We start from the raw sequence: 18,276 nt of genomic DNA, 5'->3' as shown, positions 1-18,276 counted from the left end.
TCAGAGCTTTTTCATGTTCCTCTTTGGCGCCTGCGGTGCCGGGTTGGGAGTGTGGAGTGTGTGGTGAGCGGTTTGCCCACCACACACTCCACCTCTGAAAGAATGGACATCGTATCGCTTGCTCGTGATCTCCATATTTGCAGGTAGGAGGAGGCTGCGGCCGCCCACCACACACACTTCACCTCTGAAAGAATAGACATCGTATCGCTTGCTCGTGATCTCTGGACGAACATGAAAAAGCCCTGATGTACTTGCATGAAAATCCCAATACAGTGCACATGCGCTATACGCTAAAACTGATCACAAAAAGCCGCAGTATGGAACTTATTGACATAATATGGAACACAAAGACATACAATCCTGGCTTCCAAAATGGTATACTAGTAGTGAATTCAGCTCAACAATACAAAAGATGTCTAATATTTGCATACAACAAAGGAGGGGATAGAAAAGAGGCATTCTACAACCAAAACATTTCAGGGAATATGAGTCAAGCAAAATTATCGATCCTGTCCATATCCCTGGGGCATAATGAGCAAAAAAACTTCCAACTCCTGCTTGTAAGGACGCAAGCGATCAAGCAATTTCGGCACGGCATCATTTTTAATATACAAGTATCGTGGAACATAGGCCGCAGGTCATTCGTGCTACTTGTATTAAAAAAAACCAGACGTTGACACTGTAGTACAACGTTTTAGAGGAGGAATTTTCAATGGCTCGCTTTGTGCTAAGTTTAGATCAAGGTACCACCAGCTCCCGGGCAATCCTCTTCAACCATGACGGCAATATTGTAAGTGTAGCGCAACAAGAATTTCCTCAAATCTATCCAGCACCTGGATTGGTCGAGCACAATCCCGAGGACATCTGGTCAAGCCAGCTTAAAGTGGCGAAAGAAGCCTTAAAAAAGGCAGGTGCCTCGGCCTCAGATGTCGTAGCGTTGGGTATTACTAATCAACGCGAAACGACGATTGTCTGGGAAAAAAGCACGGGCCGACCGGTGTTTAATGCCATTGTCTGGCAAAGCCGCTTAACTGTACCAATTTGTGATGCCTTGAAGAACAAAGGCTTCGACAAAGTTATCCGTGAACGTACGGGTCTGGTGACCGATGCCTACTTCTCTGGCACCAAAGTCAAATGGATTCTTGATAATGTTGAAGGTGCACGCCAGAAAGCTGAGCGGGGCGAACTGCTTTTTGGCACTATCGATACCTTCCTCATCTGGCGCCTGACTAAAGGCAAGATCCATGTCACTGACTATACCAATGCTTCTCGTACTCTCCTCTTTAATATCTATGAGGGAAAGTGGGATGATGTGATCCTGAAGGAGTTGGGGATTCCTCATTCTATGTTACCGCAGGTCATGCCTTCCAGTGCTGTCTATGGCGAAACCGCCACAGAGTTCTTCAACACCCCCATCCGTATTGCTGGCATCGCAGGTGATCAGCAGGCAGCGACCTTTGGACAGGTCTGTTACCAGATTGGTATGGCTAAAAACACATATGGTACAGGCTGTTTTATGCTTATGAATACGGGAGAGAAAGCTATAGCCTCTCAACACGGTCTCCTCACCACTATTGCCTGGGGACTGGGCACTAAAGAGAAGCCAAAGCTCACATATGCGCTTGAAGGCAGTATCTTTGTGACCGGGGCCGCGGTCCAGTGGCTACGCGACGGCTTAAAGGCCATTAGTTCAAGCATTGAGGTAGAAAGTCTGGCCCGGACAGTGACCGATAATGGTGGCGTCTATATGGTTCCGGCCTTTGTGGGCCTGGGTGCTCCCCATTGGGACCCGTATGCCCGTGGGATCATTGTGGGACTGACGCGTGGCTCTACGATTGGACATATCGCTCGGGCAACCCTCGAGAGTATGTGCTATCAAACACGCGAGGTTCTGGAGGCAATGACTGCTGATAGCAACATCACTGCCACTACGTTGCGTGTCGATGGTGGCGCGGTCGTCAATAATCTCTTGATGCAATTCCAGGCTGATATTCTGGGCATACCAGTCCAACGACCCAGCATCGCAGAGACTACTGCTCTGGGTGCTGCCTATCTGGCAGGGTTGGCTGTCGGCTTCTGGAAAGATCAACACGAGCTGAGCGGTCTGTGGTCCATCGATCGTACCTTTGAGCCAAAGATGAACAAGGATCAACGTGAAAGCCTGTACGCTAACTGGAAGCGCGCAGTGGAGCGTTCTCTCGGCTGGGCAAAAGAATAATCTTCATCCAACAGTACAAAACATTCATAGCATGCTGTTGAGCTATTTCTCTGGGACCATCAGGGAATACAGCTCAACCATATATGCGGTTGTCGGTATAAATATGTAATAGGATTGGAGAAAAATTCATGGAAAGGCCCGTTGTTAGTCAGACACCAGCGCTAGCTGGTACCCTGGGTGAGTGCGTTGCTGAATTTTTCGGCACTATGGTTCTTTTGCTTTTTGGCGATGGTTGCGTTGCTTCATTCGCGCTTTTCAACAATCTCGGTCCTAATGGCGGCCCAACGCTTCCTACTCCATTCGCGAATCAATGGATTCTGATTGTCTTTGGTTGGGGCTTCGCCGTTATGCTTGGTATCTATGTAGCGGGTGCCATTAGTGGTGCGCATCTCAATCCAGCGGTGACACTAGGATTTGCATCCAGAGGCAAGTTCCCCTGGAACAAGGTTCTTCCCTATATGGGCTCACAAGTGTTGGGAGCATTTATAGCCGCCGCCATCCTTTTCTTCGTGTATAAAGGAGCGATTGATCACGCAGTCGGCCTGGCAGCAGCAAAAGGTGGTACAATTACCAGTGAAGTGGGTGGTGTCTTCTACACCAGTCCCAAAGCTTTTGTTGGAACCTTCGGCGCCTTCTGCGATGAGTTCGTAGGCACTGCTCTGCTGGTTGGTTTGATCTTTGCGATTGTTGATGCACGCAACCAGCCAGTACAGGCCAATCTAAACCCAATGATCATTGGCTTCCTGATTGTAGCAATCGGTGCTTCATTCGGACTCAACACGGGGTATGCAATCAATCCAGCGCGTGACTTTGGTCCTCGCCTGTGGATTGCCCTGGTCGATGGTGGAAGAAGCCTGAATTCCTATACCTGGATTCCAATTGTTGCTCCACTCCTGGGAGGTGTCGCAGGAGCCTATATCTATGACTTTACAATTGGCAAAGTCATAGAAGCTAGAAAGCTCCATCAATCTGGCGCAGCAATCTCTCGTGGTGAAGCTGTTCGTGAACCGGCAGTAGATTAGCGCTTTATCATAGTTTTTGGATGAAAGGACGAAAATGCAGCATGTGATCGAAAAAACAAAATAACAAAATCACTGATCTCTTGCTGCATTTTCGTAAAATAGCACTTATGCAACCCCTATCCTCACGCGAACGTGCGTACAATTTTAACGAACTTGCGAATAATTCTTTCGATATCCTGGTCATTGGCGGCGGTATCACCGGCGCGGGCGTCGCTCTGGATGCCGTCTCACGCGGCTACTCGGTCGCCCTGGTCGAGAAGGCAGATTTTGCCAGCGGCACCAGTAGTAAATCAACCAAGCTTGTTCATGGCGGAATTCGCTATCTGCCAAACTTTGATATCGCACTGGTCCATGAAGCCCTGGTTGAACGCGGCCTGCTGCTACAGAATGCGCCATTTCTGGTTAATCCAGTTGCCTTTGTTTTGCCTATCTATGAGGGAGATAAGCATCCGGTTGGCATGCCTTTCACGACCCCAAAGGGTATCGGCCTCAATCGTCTATTAGATGCTGGCCTCTGGATGTATGATGGCCTGGCCGGGCGACGCAATATCTCTCGCCACCACCATATTAGCCGTCAGGAAGTCTTAGAACGAGCTCCAACGCTGATTTCAGAGGGGCTTAAAGAAGGCTTCATTTATTACGATGGTCAGACAAATGATGTGCGTCTGACGATGACTGTTCTACGTACAGCGGCACGCTCTGGGGCGGTGATTGCTAATTACGCTGAGGTGACCGGCTTTGAGATGTCGCATGACCATATTACAGGCGCGGTGGTACACGATAACATTGGCGATCAACAGTTCACGGTACGAGCCCGTCATGTTGTCAATGCCACAGGCGTCTTCTCTGAGCAGGTTGAGTCTTTAACCGGGCACACACCAGAAATTCAGGTTGAGCCCAGTAAAGGAGTCCACCTGGTCCTATCGCGCGAACAACTGCAACTGGGTGATGATGCGATTGTCCTGCCCGAGACCGAGGATAAACGTATCCTGTTTATTGTCCCCTGGGAGTCACGGGCCATCTATGGCACAACCGATACTGGTACAGGCGATCTCAACCATCCAAATGCTTCTCAGGATGATATTACATACCTGTTGAAATATTTGAATCGCTATCTCTCGGTTAATGTGACTGAGGATGATATTATCAGTACTTATGCTGGCTATCGACCGTTGGTCAAACCACGGCAAAAGAATGCCTCAACCGCCAAACTGTCACGTACCCATGCTGTTATTGAGAGTCCGTCAGGCCTGGTGACCATTACAGGTGGCAAGTTAACCACCTACCGTCGTATGGCACAGGATACACTCGATCTCATTAGCCGCCGCGATAGTATGAAACCAGTTCATCCAACTGAGTCGCTCCCACTACAGGGTAGCGCGGCCTGGCCACTTACCCAGCATGAGCTGCAGAAGCGCGGTACCAGCCTGGGCCTGAGCTCGAGTATTATTCAACATCTTGGTGGAGCCTATGGTTCTAATGCCAATGCGGTCTTTGACTTGATAGAACAGGATGCTTCGCTGGGCCAGCAACTCATCAGTGACCTGCCCTATATTAAGGCAGAGGTGATTTATGCCTGCCGCTATGAAATGGCAATGAAGCCCTCCGATATTCTGGCACGACGCACATCAATTGTGCTGGAAGATCGCGAGCGTGGTCAGGGTGTAGTTGATGAGGTTACACGGTTGATGGCTCAGGAATTTCACTGGCCGTCAACAGAGCAGCAAGCATTGATGCAGACGTATCGCTCAAATATCCAGAATCAAGTGCTGGCAGAGAAACACTAAGCTCAAGGAGCGCTCATTCAAACTCTTTCGCAATTATAAGGAAGAAACGCGATAGGAGTCTTTCCTATCTGCTCACATGCACGAGAGGAAACGCGATGAAAAAGCTCATTAATAAACCGGAAGATGTGGTGCGAGAAGCCCTGGCGGGTATGGCTGCGGTCCACGCCGATCTGATCAATGTCGATATTGAGCAACAAATTATTGTGCGCAGGGATGCGCCGATAAAAAATAAGGTTGGCGTTATTTCTGGCGGCGGCAGTGGGCATGAGCCTATGCATGGAGGCTATGTCGGATATGGTATGCTCGATGCTGCCTGTCCAGGTGCGGTGTTTACCTCTCCTGTCCCAGATCAGATGCTGGCCGCGACCCGGGCCGTCAATGGGGGCGCCGGAGTTTTACATATTGTCAAAAACTATACTGGCGATGTGATGAACTTTGAGATGGCGGCTGAGCTGGCGGCGGCTGAAGATATTGAGGTGGTCAGCGTTGTCACTAATGATGATGTGGCGGTACAGGATAGCCTGTACACTGCCGGTCGTCGTGGTGTTGGTGTGACGGTGTTGCTCGAAAAGATTGTCGGCGCACTGGCGGAGACGGGAGCTCCTCTGGCCCAGGTGGCCGAGCTGGCCCGGCAGGTTAATAATCAGGGGCGCAGCATGGGGATGGCCCTGACCTCCTGCACCGTACCGGCCGCCGGTAAACCAACGTTTGAGCTGGGCGAGGACGAGATGGAGATCGGCATCGGCATCCATGGTGAACCGGGTCGGCGCCGCGCTAAGCTGGCTACCGCTGCGGAGATCACTGAGACGCTAACCAATCCTATCGTTGATGATCTGAGACTTAAAGCGGGTGAACAGGTTCTGGCCATGGTCAATGGCATGGGCGGTACACCTCTGATTGAGCTCTATATCGTTTTTAACGAGCTGGAACGTATCCTTAAAGGAAAGTCGATTTCTATTACTCGTTCCCTGGTCGGGAATTATATTACGTCTCTAGAGATGGCTGGCTGTTCTATTACCCTGGTGCGCCTCAATGATGAATTCGTTAAGTACTGGGATGCGCCAGTCCATACGCCTGCATTGCGCTGGGGTCGTTAGTCAAAAACTGCCGGTAAGATTGGGAGGAGACCATGCCTGTCACACATGAGGATATCCTGCATTGGTTGCAGCGGTCAGCACAGGTATTGCATGAGAACAGTGCATTCCTGACAGAACTGGACTCCGCGATCGGGGATGCCGATCATGGCATCAATATGGATCGTGGCTTTACCGCTGTAAGCACAAAAATCGCAGGTGTAAGCGATGCTGATATTGGGGCGCTGCTTAAAACCGTTGGTAGCACCCTGGTCTCTACGGTTGGCGGGGCCAGCGGTCCCCTGTATGGAACCGCATTCCTACGGGCAGGCATGGCAACCTCCGGCAAGCAAGTTCTGGAAACGCCTGAGCTGATCGCTATGTTTGATGCTGCGCTTGAGGGCATTAAAGCTCGGGGCAAGGCTCAGGCTGGTGAGAAGACGATGTTAGACGCATTTATACCTGCTGTCGATGCCGCTCAACAAGCAGCAAAAGATCAGTTGCCTGTACCGCAGTTACTGCAAAGCATGGCTGCGGCCGCCGAAGTTGGTATGAATGCCACCATCGAAATGATCGCGACCAAAGGGCGAGCCAGTTATCTGGGTGAACGTAGCGTGGGACACCAGGACCCGGGGGCAACCTCTTGCTGGCTGATCTTGCAGGCTCTCTCAGATACCGTATCACCAGAAATACCACACGAAGAGTAATACTTATTGTAAGCTTCCGCTATCTGCGTGGATCTTGCTGCGGGATGAAGTTCCCTGGAAAGAAGAGGAAATATTTTGTCTGTTGGCATTGTAATTGTTTCGCATAGTGCTCGCCTGGCAGAAGGCGTTGCTGAACTGGCCGAACAGATGTCGATGGGAGAAGTAACTATTGCCGTCGCCGGAGGCACTGACGATGGCTCTATTGGTACCTCCATTGATAAAGTGATCGCCGCCCTCCAGAAGGCTTCCAATCCCGAAGGGACACTGGTTTTGCTTGATCTGGGTAGCGCGGTGATGGTTACAGAGATGGCGCTGGAGCAATTGGATCCGATTGAACGGGAACGGGTCATTATTAGCACGGCTCCGCTTGTCGAGGGAGCCGTGCTGGCAGCGGTTGAGGCCTCCGCCGGCAGTACACTGGCAGAAGTCGCGGAAGCCGCGAATAATGGCCATGAGATGCCAAAGGGACAGCAGGCATAATACCTGCTGCTATTTCTTATTCCTGTTGCTTGTTTGCCTCACGGAACTGCTTAATCTGTTCGCAGTGCTGTTGCATATGCTGTGATAAACGCTCTACCAGGTCAGCAATGCTTGCCTCACCTGAACGATACCAGGATATAGCCCCTTTTTTTTCTACCAGTTCGGCAGGTAAAGATGACAGGGCATCTGCCGATCTGACCTGGGCATCCTGGTACTCGTTCATCACCTGCTGCGCCGTTTGATAACGCCTGGCTTCGACAGCTTCAGTATTAAATGCTTGTAGATCACTTCTCCACCTCATCAGATAAGGGGATGGCGTTTCTCCGTGCACCGTTTGAAAGGCGTCGATCAATAGCAACTCATAGGAGGTCAGATGGGCGACAATATCTTTAGCAGACCATTCTCCACTGACACCCGGCATATCCCACATTGGCTCCGGTAGATCATCAAGCGCTTGAATAACCATTAGATGGCTATTCTCCAACATTTCAGTCGCTGACATAAGACATTCTCCAATCTTTACAATAGCTATCCTATGTTCATATTACTGATCTACCGGTAGTTTCGTTTCTAATTCAACCTTATCCATGCTGCCCTAATCAGAGATGTTTTCTAGGAAGATGACTTTTGTGGGCGTGAGCCTTACCAGCATCTCACCCTCAACACCGTTGCGGGCTCCGTACTCTTCGGCCCGGTCCTCACCCATATAACGAGCGGCAATCCTGGTCGCCCAGTATCTGACATCTGTCAGATTTTCGGAACATTCAGTCGTTCCTTCAATCATAGCATAGGCATATGGGACGGTCTCTTCATCGACACAGATAGCTGCCTTCCCAGTACGCAACAGGTTGGCACCTTTAACGGTTGCACGCCCGGTATTGAACACCAGCGTATCTCCATCCAGCACAAACCAGATGGGGGCGACATGTGGACGCCCATCGGCCCGCACAGTAGCGAGTTTGCCGGTACGAGTATCTTTGAGCAAAAATGCACGACATTCTGCTGTTAATGAAGCAACCATGATTCTACCTTCTTTCATAGGCTCTGACAATATTCAAGGGATATATAACTCGCTTTCATTTTATCATCAGTTACATGTCGCCCATACCTGTACTCAGCTTCTCTATTGAGGCTGAGTACAGGTATACCTGAAAATTGATTTCCTCAAGGTAGAACAGAGCTTACTTGCACCGCGTTAATAGCAGCGCGAATAACTATTACTTGCTGCGTTACACTTGGAGCATTGAATCCCTGGCAGGCATAATGAATTGTGGTTGGCACCGCAGTAGTCAGGGTGGCTATGACCACCAACGGAGCGTCCTCGACTGAACCAGCAGTAGTACCCTCATTAGCGAGCCTACCATCCAGAGCGGTGGTGGGATTGATCTGGCAAATGATTATTTGGCCAGAATACAATTGTACATCTGCCAACGCAGTGATACTATAACTGCCTGCTGGAACATCTACAGTTGAAACATCTACAGCAGAACCATCGAGTGGTAAGAAGGTTCCATCTCCAATTGGTCCACCTGCATACACAGGTCCCTCCGGCCCCGGGTTCCCCTGCGGCCCTGGATTGCCTATCGGACCCTGGGGTCCCGGAGGTCCTGACGGCCCTTGGGGTCCCGTATTGCCTATTGGACCACGCGGCCCTGGATTCCCCTTCGGCCCTTGTGGTCCCGTATTGCCTATTGGACCGCGCGGCCCCGGATTCCCTTTCGGCCCCTGGGGTCCCGGAGGTCCTGGAGGCCCTTGCTGTCCTCTAGAGCCACTGTGACCTGTATAAATCTGGTTACACCCCCCATAGTGACAACGATAGGCCAATGGAGTGATCAAGCCCGACTGAGCTTCCACTCCAGTGGAAAACATTGACATGCAAACAATCACGCAAAGAATAAAAGTTGGGCCACCACACTTCAGCCACTTTATCATATGCTATAACCTCTATTTCATAATATGATGCGCAATATGTAGACGGAAATCTACTTATAGCACACCACAAGCTTTATGATGTTTCCCTCACACATACCTATTCGTCGAAAAGATTTATACGCTGAGGCATCAGGAATACATAGATATTTTCGATCATATCAACGTTTAATAGGTCACGCAACCTGAAGTTTTCTACATTTTTTTGATGTTCTTCGCTCATACAGGTGCGTGATATGCACACATCTGTATGAGCGTCACCCGGGGAGTACCAATCCTGCGGGCCCTCATCCAAAACCATCAGGACGCCCCGACCCATCTAGACTGGTCCCCAGGATGATCTGTTATATCCCCTGGAAAGCGCTGACATTGCCATCAATCTGCTGGCGGGCAGGGGGGACATGGCCAGCACCAAAGGGCGGATGCTCCAACCACAGATTGCCATCGCTGCCCAGCACTTTTCCTCTCTCCATTTTTCTCATTCCACCCGCAAAAATAGAAGATCAGCCATGCTTCTGCGACAAAAATTACGCGCTGCTATAATGATGAAAGTATAACTATGCTCTCTTCCAAAATTAATTTGGATAGTAAAGAAGGAAATGTCTTATGATTACAAGGAAAGTTGGACGCACAGAACTACAAGTATCGGCACTATGTTTTGGTGGCAATGTGTTTGGCTGGACCTGTGATGAACCGACCTCGTTCAGCGTGCTGGATACCTTTGTGGAAGGCGGCGGAAACTTTGTTGATACAGCTGATGTCTATTCCGCCTGGGTAGCTGGCCATAGCGGTGGAGAATCCGAGACGATCCTGGGCAAGTGGCTCAACCAGCGCAAGAATCGCGAACAGATAATTATCGCCACCAAAGTTGGTAGCCGCATGGGCAACGGTGCACAGGGTCTCTCCCGGCATAATATTACGAAAGGTGTAGAAGATTCGCTGCGCCGCTTACAAACAGATTATATCGATCTCTATCAGGCCCATATTGATGATCAAGATGTCCCCCTGGAAGAGACACTGGAAGCCTTTAATTCATTAATCAAGGCTGGCAAAGTACGCTATATCGGCGCCTCGAACTATACCGCGGAGCGCCTTACTGAAGCGCTAAAAGTTAGCTTACAACAGGGTTATGGCCGCTATGAATGTATTCAACCTCCCTATCATCTACTTAATCGAGCGACCTATGAGCGCGAGCTTGAGCCTTTATGTCTAGAGCAAGAAATTGGTGTGATTACTTACTCATCACTGGCCAGCGGCTTTCTAACTGGTAAATATCGGGCCAACCAGGATCTACCTTCCAGCCCGCGACAAAACATTCAAAAAAATTATATGAATGAGAAGGGTTTCGCAATAATTGATCAGCTTGATCGCATTGCACAGGCGCACGAGGCTACCATTGCACAGGTTGCCCTCGCCTGGACTATTGCTCGACCTGGCATTACCGCTCCTATCGTTAGTGCCACCTCGGTAGAACAAACGCAGGAGCTACTCCAATCAGTCTCTCTACGACTCACCCAGGAAGAAGGAGAAACCCTGGACCAGATCAGTAGCTGGCAATAACACAACAAGATGTAAGAAGGCCTAAAGTTGCAGGAGGGGCGGCCAGCCCCTCCTGCCGGGGTGTGGGGTGTTCCCCACCAACCCTCCACCCGACCGCCACCGAAAGCAGGGAGGTGCAGGAGGGCGGCCAGCCCCTCCTGCCGGGGTGTGGGGTGTTCCCCACCAACCCTCCACCCAACCGCCACCGAAAGCAGGGAGGTGCAGGAGGGCGGCCAGCCCCTCCTGCCGGGGTGTGGGGTGTTCCCCACCAACCCTCCACCCAACCGCCGCCGTAGGCGGCAAAAGCAAAGAATTGAAAATAACACAAAAAGGTGCAGCAAAGCCTGGCCGTATGGTACGATAGCAGATAGATGAGATCCAGGCAATGAATTATTGCCTGGATCTCACAATATCTTCTTTTTTGTGACTCATGAAACTCTTCTGTCTGGACAGTATTGATAAGAAAGAAAGGATATCACGATGAGGAGTAAAAAACAGATTGGCATGTATTCGATCAGCATCGATGACGATGGCGCACTACAGATCCAGGCTCCAACCCTGTTGCGCCCTTTACAGTTGGATGCACAGCAGGCACAAGAACTACAACATTGGCTCAATGGCATTAACCCCTCAGCTGGCACTCAAGCTGCCTCCAGTTCTGTAACCGCTCCAGTTGAGGCCCCAACTAATGCCGCTTCCCCGTCGCTCCTGCGGCCACGCCTGCAGTCACCACCCCACCGATTGCGCCAGAGCCTGTCGCTACTCCCGCTGATGTAGCTCCTGAAGCTATTGCACAACAGATTATCCAGGAAATGATCGCCAATGCCAGTGCCCAGTATCCAGCCAGTCTGGCACCAGAGAATCGTGACCGCTTTATTGACCAGATAACACGCCATCCAGCCATCAGACCATTGGTGTCTCAGGGCAAGGTTTCATTTAAGCAGATCATGCTCTGGGTTGAACAGGATATTGCCTCAGAACAATAAGTGCCAGGGATGGTCGGAGAGATACAGTAAAAGGCAAAGAGCGGGAAATATTCCCCGCTCTCGCGCTATTTAAATGATACTGCATCCACACCTTCATTGGTTCCAATAAACAGGCTACGCCCTGAAAGTGTTGGGGTGGTAAAATGGGGCACACCTTCTGATAAACTGATACTGGTACGAAGCTTCCCGGTTGCCAGATCAACCGCGTACAGGGTGCCACCGGTATCCAGTCCATACACCGTATGCCCACCAACGATGGCTGGCAGTTTCATATCGGCCATATGCCAATCGATGGATAAATGGCCATCCGAACCAACCGTGAGCAGGCGAACTCCATCGTTACACGGGACCAGGATTTGCGAGCCGACCAGTGAGCCTCCCCCCATAGCCTGGCCGTCACAGATGTTTGTTTCAGAAATCTGTCCACCAACACCGCCTAATGCATTAGCATGCAACACATATCCATTGCCCGATTTGCCAGCTATAAATACCTGATTGTTGGGTAGTAGCATCGGTCCCATAGAACCAAGATCGGCATCACTGCTATTCTCTTGCTGCCAGTTTGACGGCGCAAAGGCATCTTCTAACTTTAATTGTGGCGAGAGACGCAACACAGAGTCGCTGTGATCCCAATCACCACTGGTTGCGGCGCCATTACCGACTGAGACAAACACATTGCCCGCTGCATCAATAGAGGGACCCGGCGTTGTCCAGATGCCACCTTCACGAGCGGTAGGTACACGGTATGAGAGGAGGCTACCATGTCCATCCGTGCGTGCAGCAACCACCGTACCACGGTAATTGCCACAATCTCCTGCCAGTCCTCCATAAGCGATATATACCAGGCCATTGGAAACCGCTAAGGCTGAGCGCTGCTGATGGACAGTTGGGTCCATCCCATCTACATCCACCACGCGCCGCATCTGTACTTTTCCGGAATCGGCATTAATTCCGACCAGAATATGCTGCGGGCCACTGATCTCGGCAACCGCAAAAATAATACCAGTTGCCGGGTCATATACTGGCGTGCCAGTGATTCCCAATGGATCAATATCTCCACAGGGTAGGGTAGAGCGTTGTACAGGTGTTCCGGCATTGGTTTGCCAGTTAACCTTACCAGTTTGGGGATCGAGTGAATAAAGGGTGTCGCCCTCAGTAGCCACAATAAGGTGACCTTTAACGACCAGTGGTTCCGCATAGACCGCGCCATCCAGTTTTGTTTTCCAGGCCTGGACCAGTTGTTGCGGATCAGGAGTCCCCGGCAAATAGCCACTATGGGTTGCATCATGATGATATGTAAACCAATCATCCCAGGTATGGGATGCAGAGGATAATGCATCAGAAGTTTTAGTGGTGGCAGGGGTAGAATTCGAACTGACTGGGGGCGTAGCTACGCCCCCTCGATCACAGCCAGCCAACACCAGGGCCAGCAGGCATACCAGACTAATACACCAGTAGTGAAGAGGATAAAAACGATAATGATGGGTAGTTCCCCAGGCCGCACGCAATAGAATTAATCCTGCGCCTGAGGCACAAACAAATACAATCGCCCCGAACATTATAAAATAACTCCCTCAGTCATCTTAACTGAACTACTACATTGAACGGAGTTGCCATACCTGGGATTTAATCATGAAGAGGATGTGAACGCAATTGTTTGCGCTGGCTATGCAAGCGTTTGGCCCCCAATCGTCTCTCACGACTGGCTGTGGTAGGACGTGTAGCCTTACGTATAATACGAGGCCGCTGCAAATCTTGTAAGCGCAAAGCCATACGTTCAAAGGCGATATCGCGATTTGTATGCTGTGAACGGCGTTCCGTCGCTGTCACAACCAGCCCGGTGGGACGATGGGTTAGCCGTACACCTGACTCAACTTTGTTGCGATGTTGCCCCCGGGACCACTGCCAATAAAAAACTCTAAGTCGCAATCGCGTTCCAGAGATTCTCGATCAGTCGGATACACTTTGAATATTCTCCACTCTCATCTTTATTTTGCGAAGGTTTTCTTTCTCTATCATATTCTAAATAAGCCCACTTTGCATGCTTTAATTTGTATACTTTTTAAATAAATAGCGACCCTCCAACGGATAAAAATGTGGAGGATCGCTGAAAAGAGTCTTTATGCTCTACGATACTGCGTCTGGTTTTGTTAGAGCGTGCTGCGGCGCGTACCACCGGAAACAGCACGCAAGATGGCGATAAAAACACAAGCGCCAATAAATGCGATGATGATTGAGCCGACAAAACCATTGGCACCCAGACCAATCAGGCCAGCTACAAAACCACCAACTAACGCACCAACTAAACCAACTATGATGTCACCAACGATACCATAACCGCCACCCCGCATGACCAGCCCTGCCAGTGCACCAGCAATCAAGCCAACTACTAACCACCAGATGATGGCACCAAGTTGTACGGCTGCGAATGTCGTCAAACTTGCAAACAACATAACACTCACTCCTTCCATGTAACAACCAGCATATAACACCAAAATGTTTCGTTACGAAAAAATTAGTCAGCGTGGAGAGTTGTTTTTTTGCGTTCTCTCCGTTCTGATCTTATATACGATTTCGATAGCAAGGGAGGATACACTTTCGGGGTTTTGCCAGCATAGTTAAGCATTTTGGAAAATCTTCCTCAGGATTCTCAAGCGAATTTCCCACTTAAGCTGGTGGCCTTTTATTTTTAGCCGAACCCGTTTATACTCTTCTTAAAGATTTATTCACACCGGAAGAAAAGATGAAAAGCCACCTTGACAGTTATATTCTGCACTTCTAAAATTAGAATGAGGAGTGTACAGAGATAATGTTGAAGAACAAGGGAGTTGTTCGTCCTGGGAAGTTTTTGTATGCCTGACCGGAGCGGTCAACAAATTGGCCATTATCGCCTCACCCGTTTACTCGGGCATGGGGGCTTTGCTGATGTCTATTTAGGCGAACATATTTATTTAGGGACACGCGCCGCCATTAAGATTCTCGATACACAGCTCTCACACGATGAGATTGAGCATTTTCGCCACGAGGCGCGTATCATTGCGCAATTAGAACATCCACACATTGTGCGTGTGCTCGATTTTGGCGTCGAGGACGATGTGCCGTTTCTGGTGATGAGCTACGCCCCCCACGGCTCGCTCCGGCAACATTATCCCAGAGGCACTAAATTACCACCTGGCCTGGTCGTTTCTTTTGTGAAACAGATCGCCAGTGCGTTACATTTCGCTCATAGCGCAAAACTTATTCATCGCGATATTAAACCCGAAAATATCTTGCTCGATCGCAATGATGAGATTCTATTGAGTGATTTCGGCCTGGCGGTTGTCACACAGAGTTCATCGCGCAATCAGTTACGTGATGTGTCGGGGACGATCGCATATATGGCTCCCGAACAGGCCAGAGGTAAACCACTACCGGCCAGCGACCAGTACGCCCTGGCTATCATGGCCTATGAATGGCTCAGCAGTAAACGCCCATTTAATGGTACCTACGAGGAGCTGGTGGTGCAGCATGCCTTCACGCGTCCCGCCTCTCTGACAGAATGTCTCCCTACGATTACGCCTGCACTTGAAGCGGTAATTATGCGCGCGCTGGAAAAGGAACCACATTTGCGCTATAGCAGTGTATTGGACTTCGCGCGCACGCTTGAAGAAACCTATCTTTCAGAGCAAGGTATTACGATGCTACCATCACCGGTAGCCTCCAAACCAGCAATATCAGTGGCTCCAAATACAAGTCCTTTACCAGCTGAGCACACCCACACTACAGCCGAGCAGAGTAATGGCGATGTAATCTACACCGTCGCCTGGTCCCCTGATAAGCGACGCATCGCCTATGGCGGTCGCGAGCGCGTCATTCAAGTGCGTGGTGCAACGACGGGGGATAGTACACTCCTCTATAAAGAGCATACCAGCAGCGTTACAAGCATTGTCTGGTCACCCGATGGCCGCTGGATCGCTTCTGCCAGCCTGGATCGAACAATTCATATCTGGAATACCACCACGGGTCAATGTAAAGCTATTTATAGTGGCCATCCCGGTATGGTGCTTGCTCTGGCCTGGTCGCCTGATAGCCAGTATCTGGCCTCGGCTAGTAATGGGCCAGATAACCATGTTCATATTTGGGATGCCAGCACGGGACAACTCAAGCTCCTTTATCCAGGTCATTCTCACTGGGTACGCGCGCTTGCCTGGTCTCCCAATGGTAAAGCCATGGCCTCAGGTGCCTGGCATGATATCCATATCTGGGATTGCCAGCAAGGCAAAAAATATTTTAGCTATCGCGGCCATCCTAGCTGGGTACGCGCTATTCATTGGTCCACCCATGGTACCCGCATCGCGTCGGCTGGCGAGGATAATACAGTTCAGGTCTGGGAACCACTAAATAAAGGGCACCAGATCTGCCAGTATCGTGGTCATAGTAGCTGGATCGGCAGTATTCTCTGGTCACCAGATAGTGCCTGGATCGCCTCGGCCAGCAAGGATCAACAGGTACATATCTGGGATGCGAATAGCGCTTGCAACGCTTCTATCCACCATGTTCGCTCTACCCCTACCTATGCCATTACCTGGCTATCTGACAGCACACACATGGTATCCGTCAATGGCAATGGCTCAGTTCAAGTCTGGCAAGTTAAAAACGATCAGCCATAAATAATAAAGGCATTAATATTGAGGTGCTGCAAGGAGCCGTGCATTGCGCGGCTCCTTGCAGCACCTCAATAAGTTCGGGCGCGTCAGCGCACATACATAAGAACTTACTTAGATGGCTGCGCTAACAACGGTATCAGGAAATCAGTCTTAGGTGTTCCCCAACCCGTTACAGCATCCCAACCAACCATCGCACTATAACCACTGACATTCCCTTGCTTGTTATCACCAGTGGTAATATCATGGAATGCCTGGCTATAGAGGAGCGGATTGGAACCAATTTTGTACAGGGCATCGTTCAGAAAGCCCAGTGGATGGCCCGCCATCTGGTTAGCGTCGGCAATCAGGCCCGCCCATTGTGGAGCACCGGCACTGGTGCCGCCAAACATAAAGTATCCTGGCTGCGGCATAAAGCCCAGGTAGACAGGTACACTGGTTACTGGATCACCATTGAAGGCGACATCGGGCACGCCACGATAACCATGCGATTGGCTATACAATGAGGATGGCAAATACCGCTTCTGGTATGCAGGCTCTCTATAATATTGACTATATCCCCCACCAGTCGCATTGCCAGCTCCTTCATTCCAGACTGTTTCAGACTGATAGTTACCAGAGACATCAGCATTGAGGGTAGTGCCACCGATAGAGGTTACCCATGGAGAATCAGCTGGAAAACCAACGGTAGGAAAAGTATAGTTGTTGCCATTGACATCTGGATTGGCTGAGCCGCTATCACCAGCCGAGGCGAGCAAAGTAACATGCTGCCTGGTAGCCTCACGATAAAAGTTGTCAAAATCACTCAGCACTTTTTTGCCAGCTGGCATAAACAGGGTCTCTTCTGTAGCTCCCCAGCTCTGAGAGAAGATTTTGCCCAGGTGATGATCCAGCGCATATTGTTCCAACTTCAGGAACTCAGGCAGTCCCTGGACGCCCTGCGTCTCAGATACCGGGCTGGTGAGTAAAACGATATTGGCACCAGGTGCCAGGGCATGGGCCCATTGCACATCGAGGTTGGTTTCCTGTTCCCAGCCTACTTGATCGCTATTGTTCTGATCTAATTTGACTGTACCCAATGGATGGAGGACCTTAAAGGATGGAGGATCGGGCAGGCCATAGTCTGCATCAAATTGTTGTAAATCCTTAAAGGGGTCCGGGCTTCCGAAAGAGTCAATTATGACAATCGTTTGACCTGTACCAGTAAAACCTGCATTTAAAATTGGATTTAAACCATACGCTGTGCGAATTTCGTTTGGACTAAAGCAGGACAACTGCATCTCTGATCGGCAATCTGCATCCGCCGGTGGGCTTTTTAATTTCCAGCGTATTACCTGCCTGCCTCTAGCAACATGGGTCAGTGCTCCTAATGAAGCATGCCTCTGAATAGCGACACTCATTAATGGCGCTGCGCAACATAGCAGTATCAATAAAAACACCAAAGATCGACTTAGACGCGAAATATATTGCATGGATTCACTCACTACATACATCCTTTCAACCATACGACACACCCTATCGGGCGCTTACATATCATCCATCCCAATTTCCCTTAAGGTCATTATATAGACTGCCCTTTTACACTTCATTACCCTTTTCTTGTTTTTCAATCTTTTCACATTCTTATTGAACAAGCACAGAGTGATGGGGATAGCAGGTCAATAGAATACCAGTTGCTCACGACAAAGGAGACAAAAGTCCTGCTATTCCAGAGCCATCTGGCACAGAAACAAGACCAATAGTCGCCCATAAAACCGGAATTGCCCGCAAGTGAGGCTGGGAGATTTTGAGAACAGATGCATTGACAGTACAAAGGGAGATATGCTAGAGTTCCATTCGGCTCCTTTTCTTTCTATAAGTCAAAGTAATAGTTATGTTACGTTATACACTAA

Annotated in this window: 19 protein-coding genes; 11 read left to right on the top strand and 8 right to left on the bottom strand. The window is 49.9% G+C overall.

What is annotated here, in order from left to right; all coding sequences use genetic code 11:
• Positions 1-23 precede the first annotated feature (23 nt).
• The 7 genes from EL645_RS45505 to dhaM all read left to right on the top strand — a co-directional run bounded on the left by EL645_RS45505 (position 24) and on the right by dhaM (position 7,287).
• Positions 24-98 carry a YgiT-type zinc finger protein gene (locus EL645_RS45505; RefSeq protein WP_126554253.1) on the top strand — a complete coding sequence of 25 codons (75 nt, stop codon included), beginning with the start codon at positions 24-26 and terminating at the stop codon, positions 96-98.
• Positions 99-712: 614 nt separating this feature from the next.
• The gene (gene glpK / locus EL645_RS17820; RefSeq protein WP_126551762.1) at positions 713-2,218 is read left to right on the top strand and encodes a glycerol kinase GlpK; all 1,506 of its coding nucleotides are present in this window, start codon (positions 713-715) and stop codon (positions 2,216-2,218) included.
• 128 nt (positions 2,219-2,346) lie between these two features.
• Positions 2,347-3,240, top strand: coding sequence for an MIP/aquaporin family protein (locus tag EL645_RS17815; protein ID WP_126551761.1), 894 nt, complete (start codon positions 2,347-2,349; stop codon positions 3,238-3,240).
• A 107-nt stretch (positions 3,241-3,347) separates the two neighbouring features.
• Positions 3,348-5,027, top strand: a complete 1,680-nt coding sequence (locus EL645_RS17810) for a glycerol-3-phosphate dehydrogenase/oxidase (RefSeq protein ID WP_126551760.1) — start codon at positions 3,348-3,350, stop codon at positions 5,025-5,027.
• 95 nt (positions 5,028-5,122) lie between these two features.
• Entirely contained in the window at positions 5,123-6,124 is a 1,002-nt protein-coding gene (gene dhaK / locus EL645_RS17805; RefSeq protein ID WP_126551759.1) for a dihydroxyacetone kinase subunit DhaK, read from the top strand.
• A 32-nt stretch (positions 6,125-6,156) separates the two neighbouring features.
• On the top strand, positions 6,157-6,807 hold the full coding sequence (gene dhaL, locus EL645_RS17800) for a dihydroxyacetone kinase subunit DhaL (protein WP_126551758.1): 651 nt from the start codon (positions 6,157-6,159) through the stop codon (positions 6,805-6,807).
• A gap of 75 nt (positions 6,808-6,882) precedes the next feature.
• A complete protein-coding gene (dhaM, locus tag EL645_RS17795; RefSeq protein WP_126551757.1) occupies positions 6,883-7,287 on the top strand; it encodes a dihydroxyacetone kinase phosphoryl donor subunit DhaM in 405 nt (134 codons plus the stop codon).
• A gap of 16 nt (positions 7,288-7,303) precedes the next feature.
• Here the strand turns inward: dhaM and EL645_RS17790 are convergent, their stop codons facing one another.
• The 4 genes from EL645_RS17790 to EL645_RS44290 all read right to left on the bottom strand — a co-directional run bounded on the left by EL645_RS17790 (position 7,304) and on the right by EL645_RS44290 (position 9,689).
• Positions 7,304-7,789 (bottom strand): DinB family protein, encoded by a 486-nt coding sequence (locus EL645_RS17790; RefSeq protein WP_126551756.1) that lies wholly within the window; start codon positions 7,787-7,789, stop codon positions 7,304-7,306.
• A gap of 93 nt (positions 7,790-7,882) precedes the next feature.
• Complete coding sequence (locus EL645_RS17785; RefSeq protein WP_126551755.1) at positions 7,883-8,308, bottom strand: PPOX class F420-dependent oxidoreductase; 426 nt, start codon at positions 8,306-8,308, stop codon at positions 7,883-7,885.
• Between the two features lie 143 nt (positions 8,309-8,451).
• Positions 8,452-9,162 carry a hypothetical protein gene (locus EL645_RS44295; protein WP_218031900.1) on the bottom strand — a complete coding sequence of 237 codons (711 nt, stop codon included), beginning with the start codon at positions 9,160-9,162 and terminating at the stop codon, positions 8,452-8,454.
• Between the two features lie 398 nt (positions 9,163-9,560).
• Entirely contained in the window at positions 9,561-9,689 is a 129-nt protein-coding gene (locus tag EL645_RS44290) for a hypothetical protein (protein ID WP_281276321.1), read from the bottom strand.
• Positions 9,690-9,822: 133 nt separating this feature from the next.
• Here EL645_RS44290 and EL645_RS17775 point away from each other — a divergent pair, with 133 nt between their 5' ends.
• From EL645_RS17775 to EL645_RS39355, 3 genes are all read left to right on the top strand, one after another.
• Positions 9,823-10,776 carry an aldo/keto reductase gene (locus EL645_RS17775; RefSeq protein ID WP_126551753.1) on the top strand — a complete coding sequence of 318 codons (954 nt, stop codon included), beginning with the start codon at positions 9,823-9,825 and terminating at the stop codon, positions 10,774-10,776.
• 459 nt (positions 10,777-11,235) lie between these two features.
• Positions 11,236-11,532, top strand: a complete 297-nt coding sequence (locus EL645_RS17770) for a hypothetical protein (RefSeq protein ID WP_126551752.1) — start codon at positions 11,236-11,238, stop codon at positions 11,530-11,532.
• A 35-nt stretch (positions 11,533-11,567) separates the two neighbouring features.
• Positions 11,568-11,741: a hypothetical protein gene (locus EL645_RS39355; RefSeq protein ID WP_161977454.1), complete on the top strand. Its 174-nt coding sequence runs from the start codon at positions 11,568-11,570 to the stop codon at positions 11,739-11,741.
• A 65-nt stretch (positions 11,742-11,806) separates the two neighbouring features.
• Here the strand turns inward: EL645_RS39355 and EL645_RS17765 are convergent, their stop codons facing one another.
• The 3 genes from EL645_RS17765 to EL645_RS17755 form a co-directional block, all read right to left on the bottom strand.
• Positions 11,807-13,300: an outer membrane protein assembly factor BamB family protein gene (locus EL645_RS17765; RefSeq protein ID WP_126551751.1), complete on the bottom strand. Its 1,494-nt coding sequence runs from the start codon at positions 13,298-13,300 to the stop codon at positions 11,807-11,809.
• 67 nt (positions 13,301-13,367) lie between these two features.
• Positions 13,368-13,670: a peptide chain release factor family protein gene (locus EL645_RS17760; RefSeq protein ID WP_218031899.1), complete on the bottom strand. Its 303-nt coding sequence runs from the start codon at positions 13,668-13,670 to the stop codon at positions 13,368-13,370.
• 221 nt (positions 13,671-13,891) lie between these two features.
• The gene (locus EL645_RS17755) at positions 13,892-14,194 is read right to left on the bottom strand and encodes a GlsB/YeaQ/YmgE family stress response membrane protein (protein WP_126551750.1); all 303 of its coding nucleotides are present in this window, start codon (positions 14,192-14,194) and stop codon (positions 13,892-13,894) included.
• A 399-nt stretch (positions 14,195-14,593) separates the two neighbouring features.
• Between EL645_RS17755 and EL645_RS17750 the strand changes: the two genes are divergently transcribed.
• A complete protein-coding gene (locus EL645_RS17750) occupies positions 14,594-16,390 on the top strand; it encodes a WD40 repeat domain-containing serine/threonine protein kinase (RefSeq protein ID WP_126551749.1) in 1,797 nt (598 codons plus the stop codon).
• A gap of 104 nt (positions 16,391-16,494) precedes the next feature.
• Here the strand turns inward: EL645_RS17750 and EL645_RS17745 are convergent, their stop codons facing one another.
• Positions 16,495-17,784, bottom strand: a complete 1,290-nt coding sequence (locus EL645_RS17745) for a S53 family peptidase (RefSeq protein ID WP_161977453.1) — start codon at positions 17,782-17,784, stop codon at positions 16,495-16,497.
• Between the last annotated feature and the right edge of the window lie 492 nt (positions 17,785-18,276).

The organism is Dictyobacter kobayashii, from assembly GCF_003967555.1.
Taxonomy (GTDB): domain Bacteria; phylum Chloroflexota; class Ktedonobacteria; order Ktedonobacterales; family Ktedonobacteraceae; genus Dictyobacter; species Dictyobacter kobayashii.
This window is presented reverse-complemented; position numbering and strand designations above follow the sequence as displayed.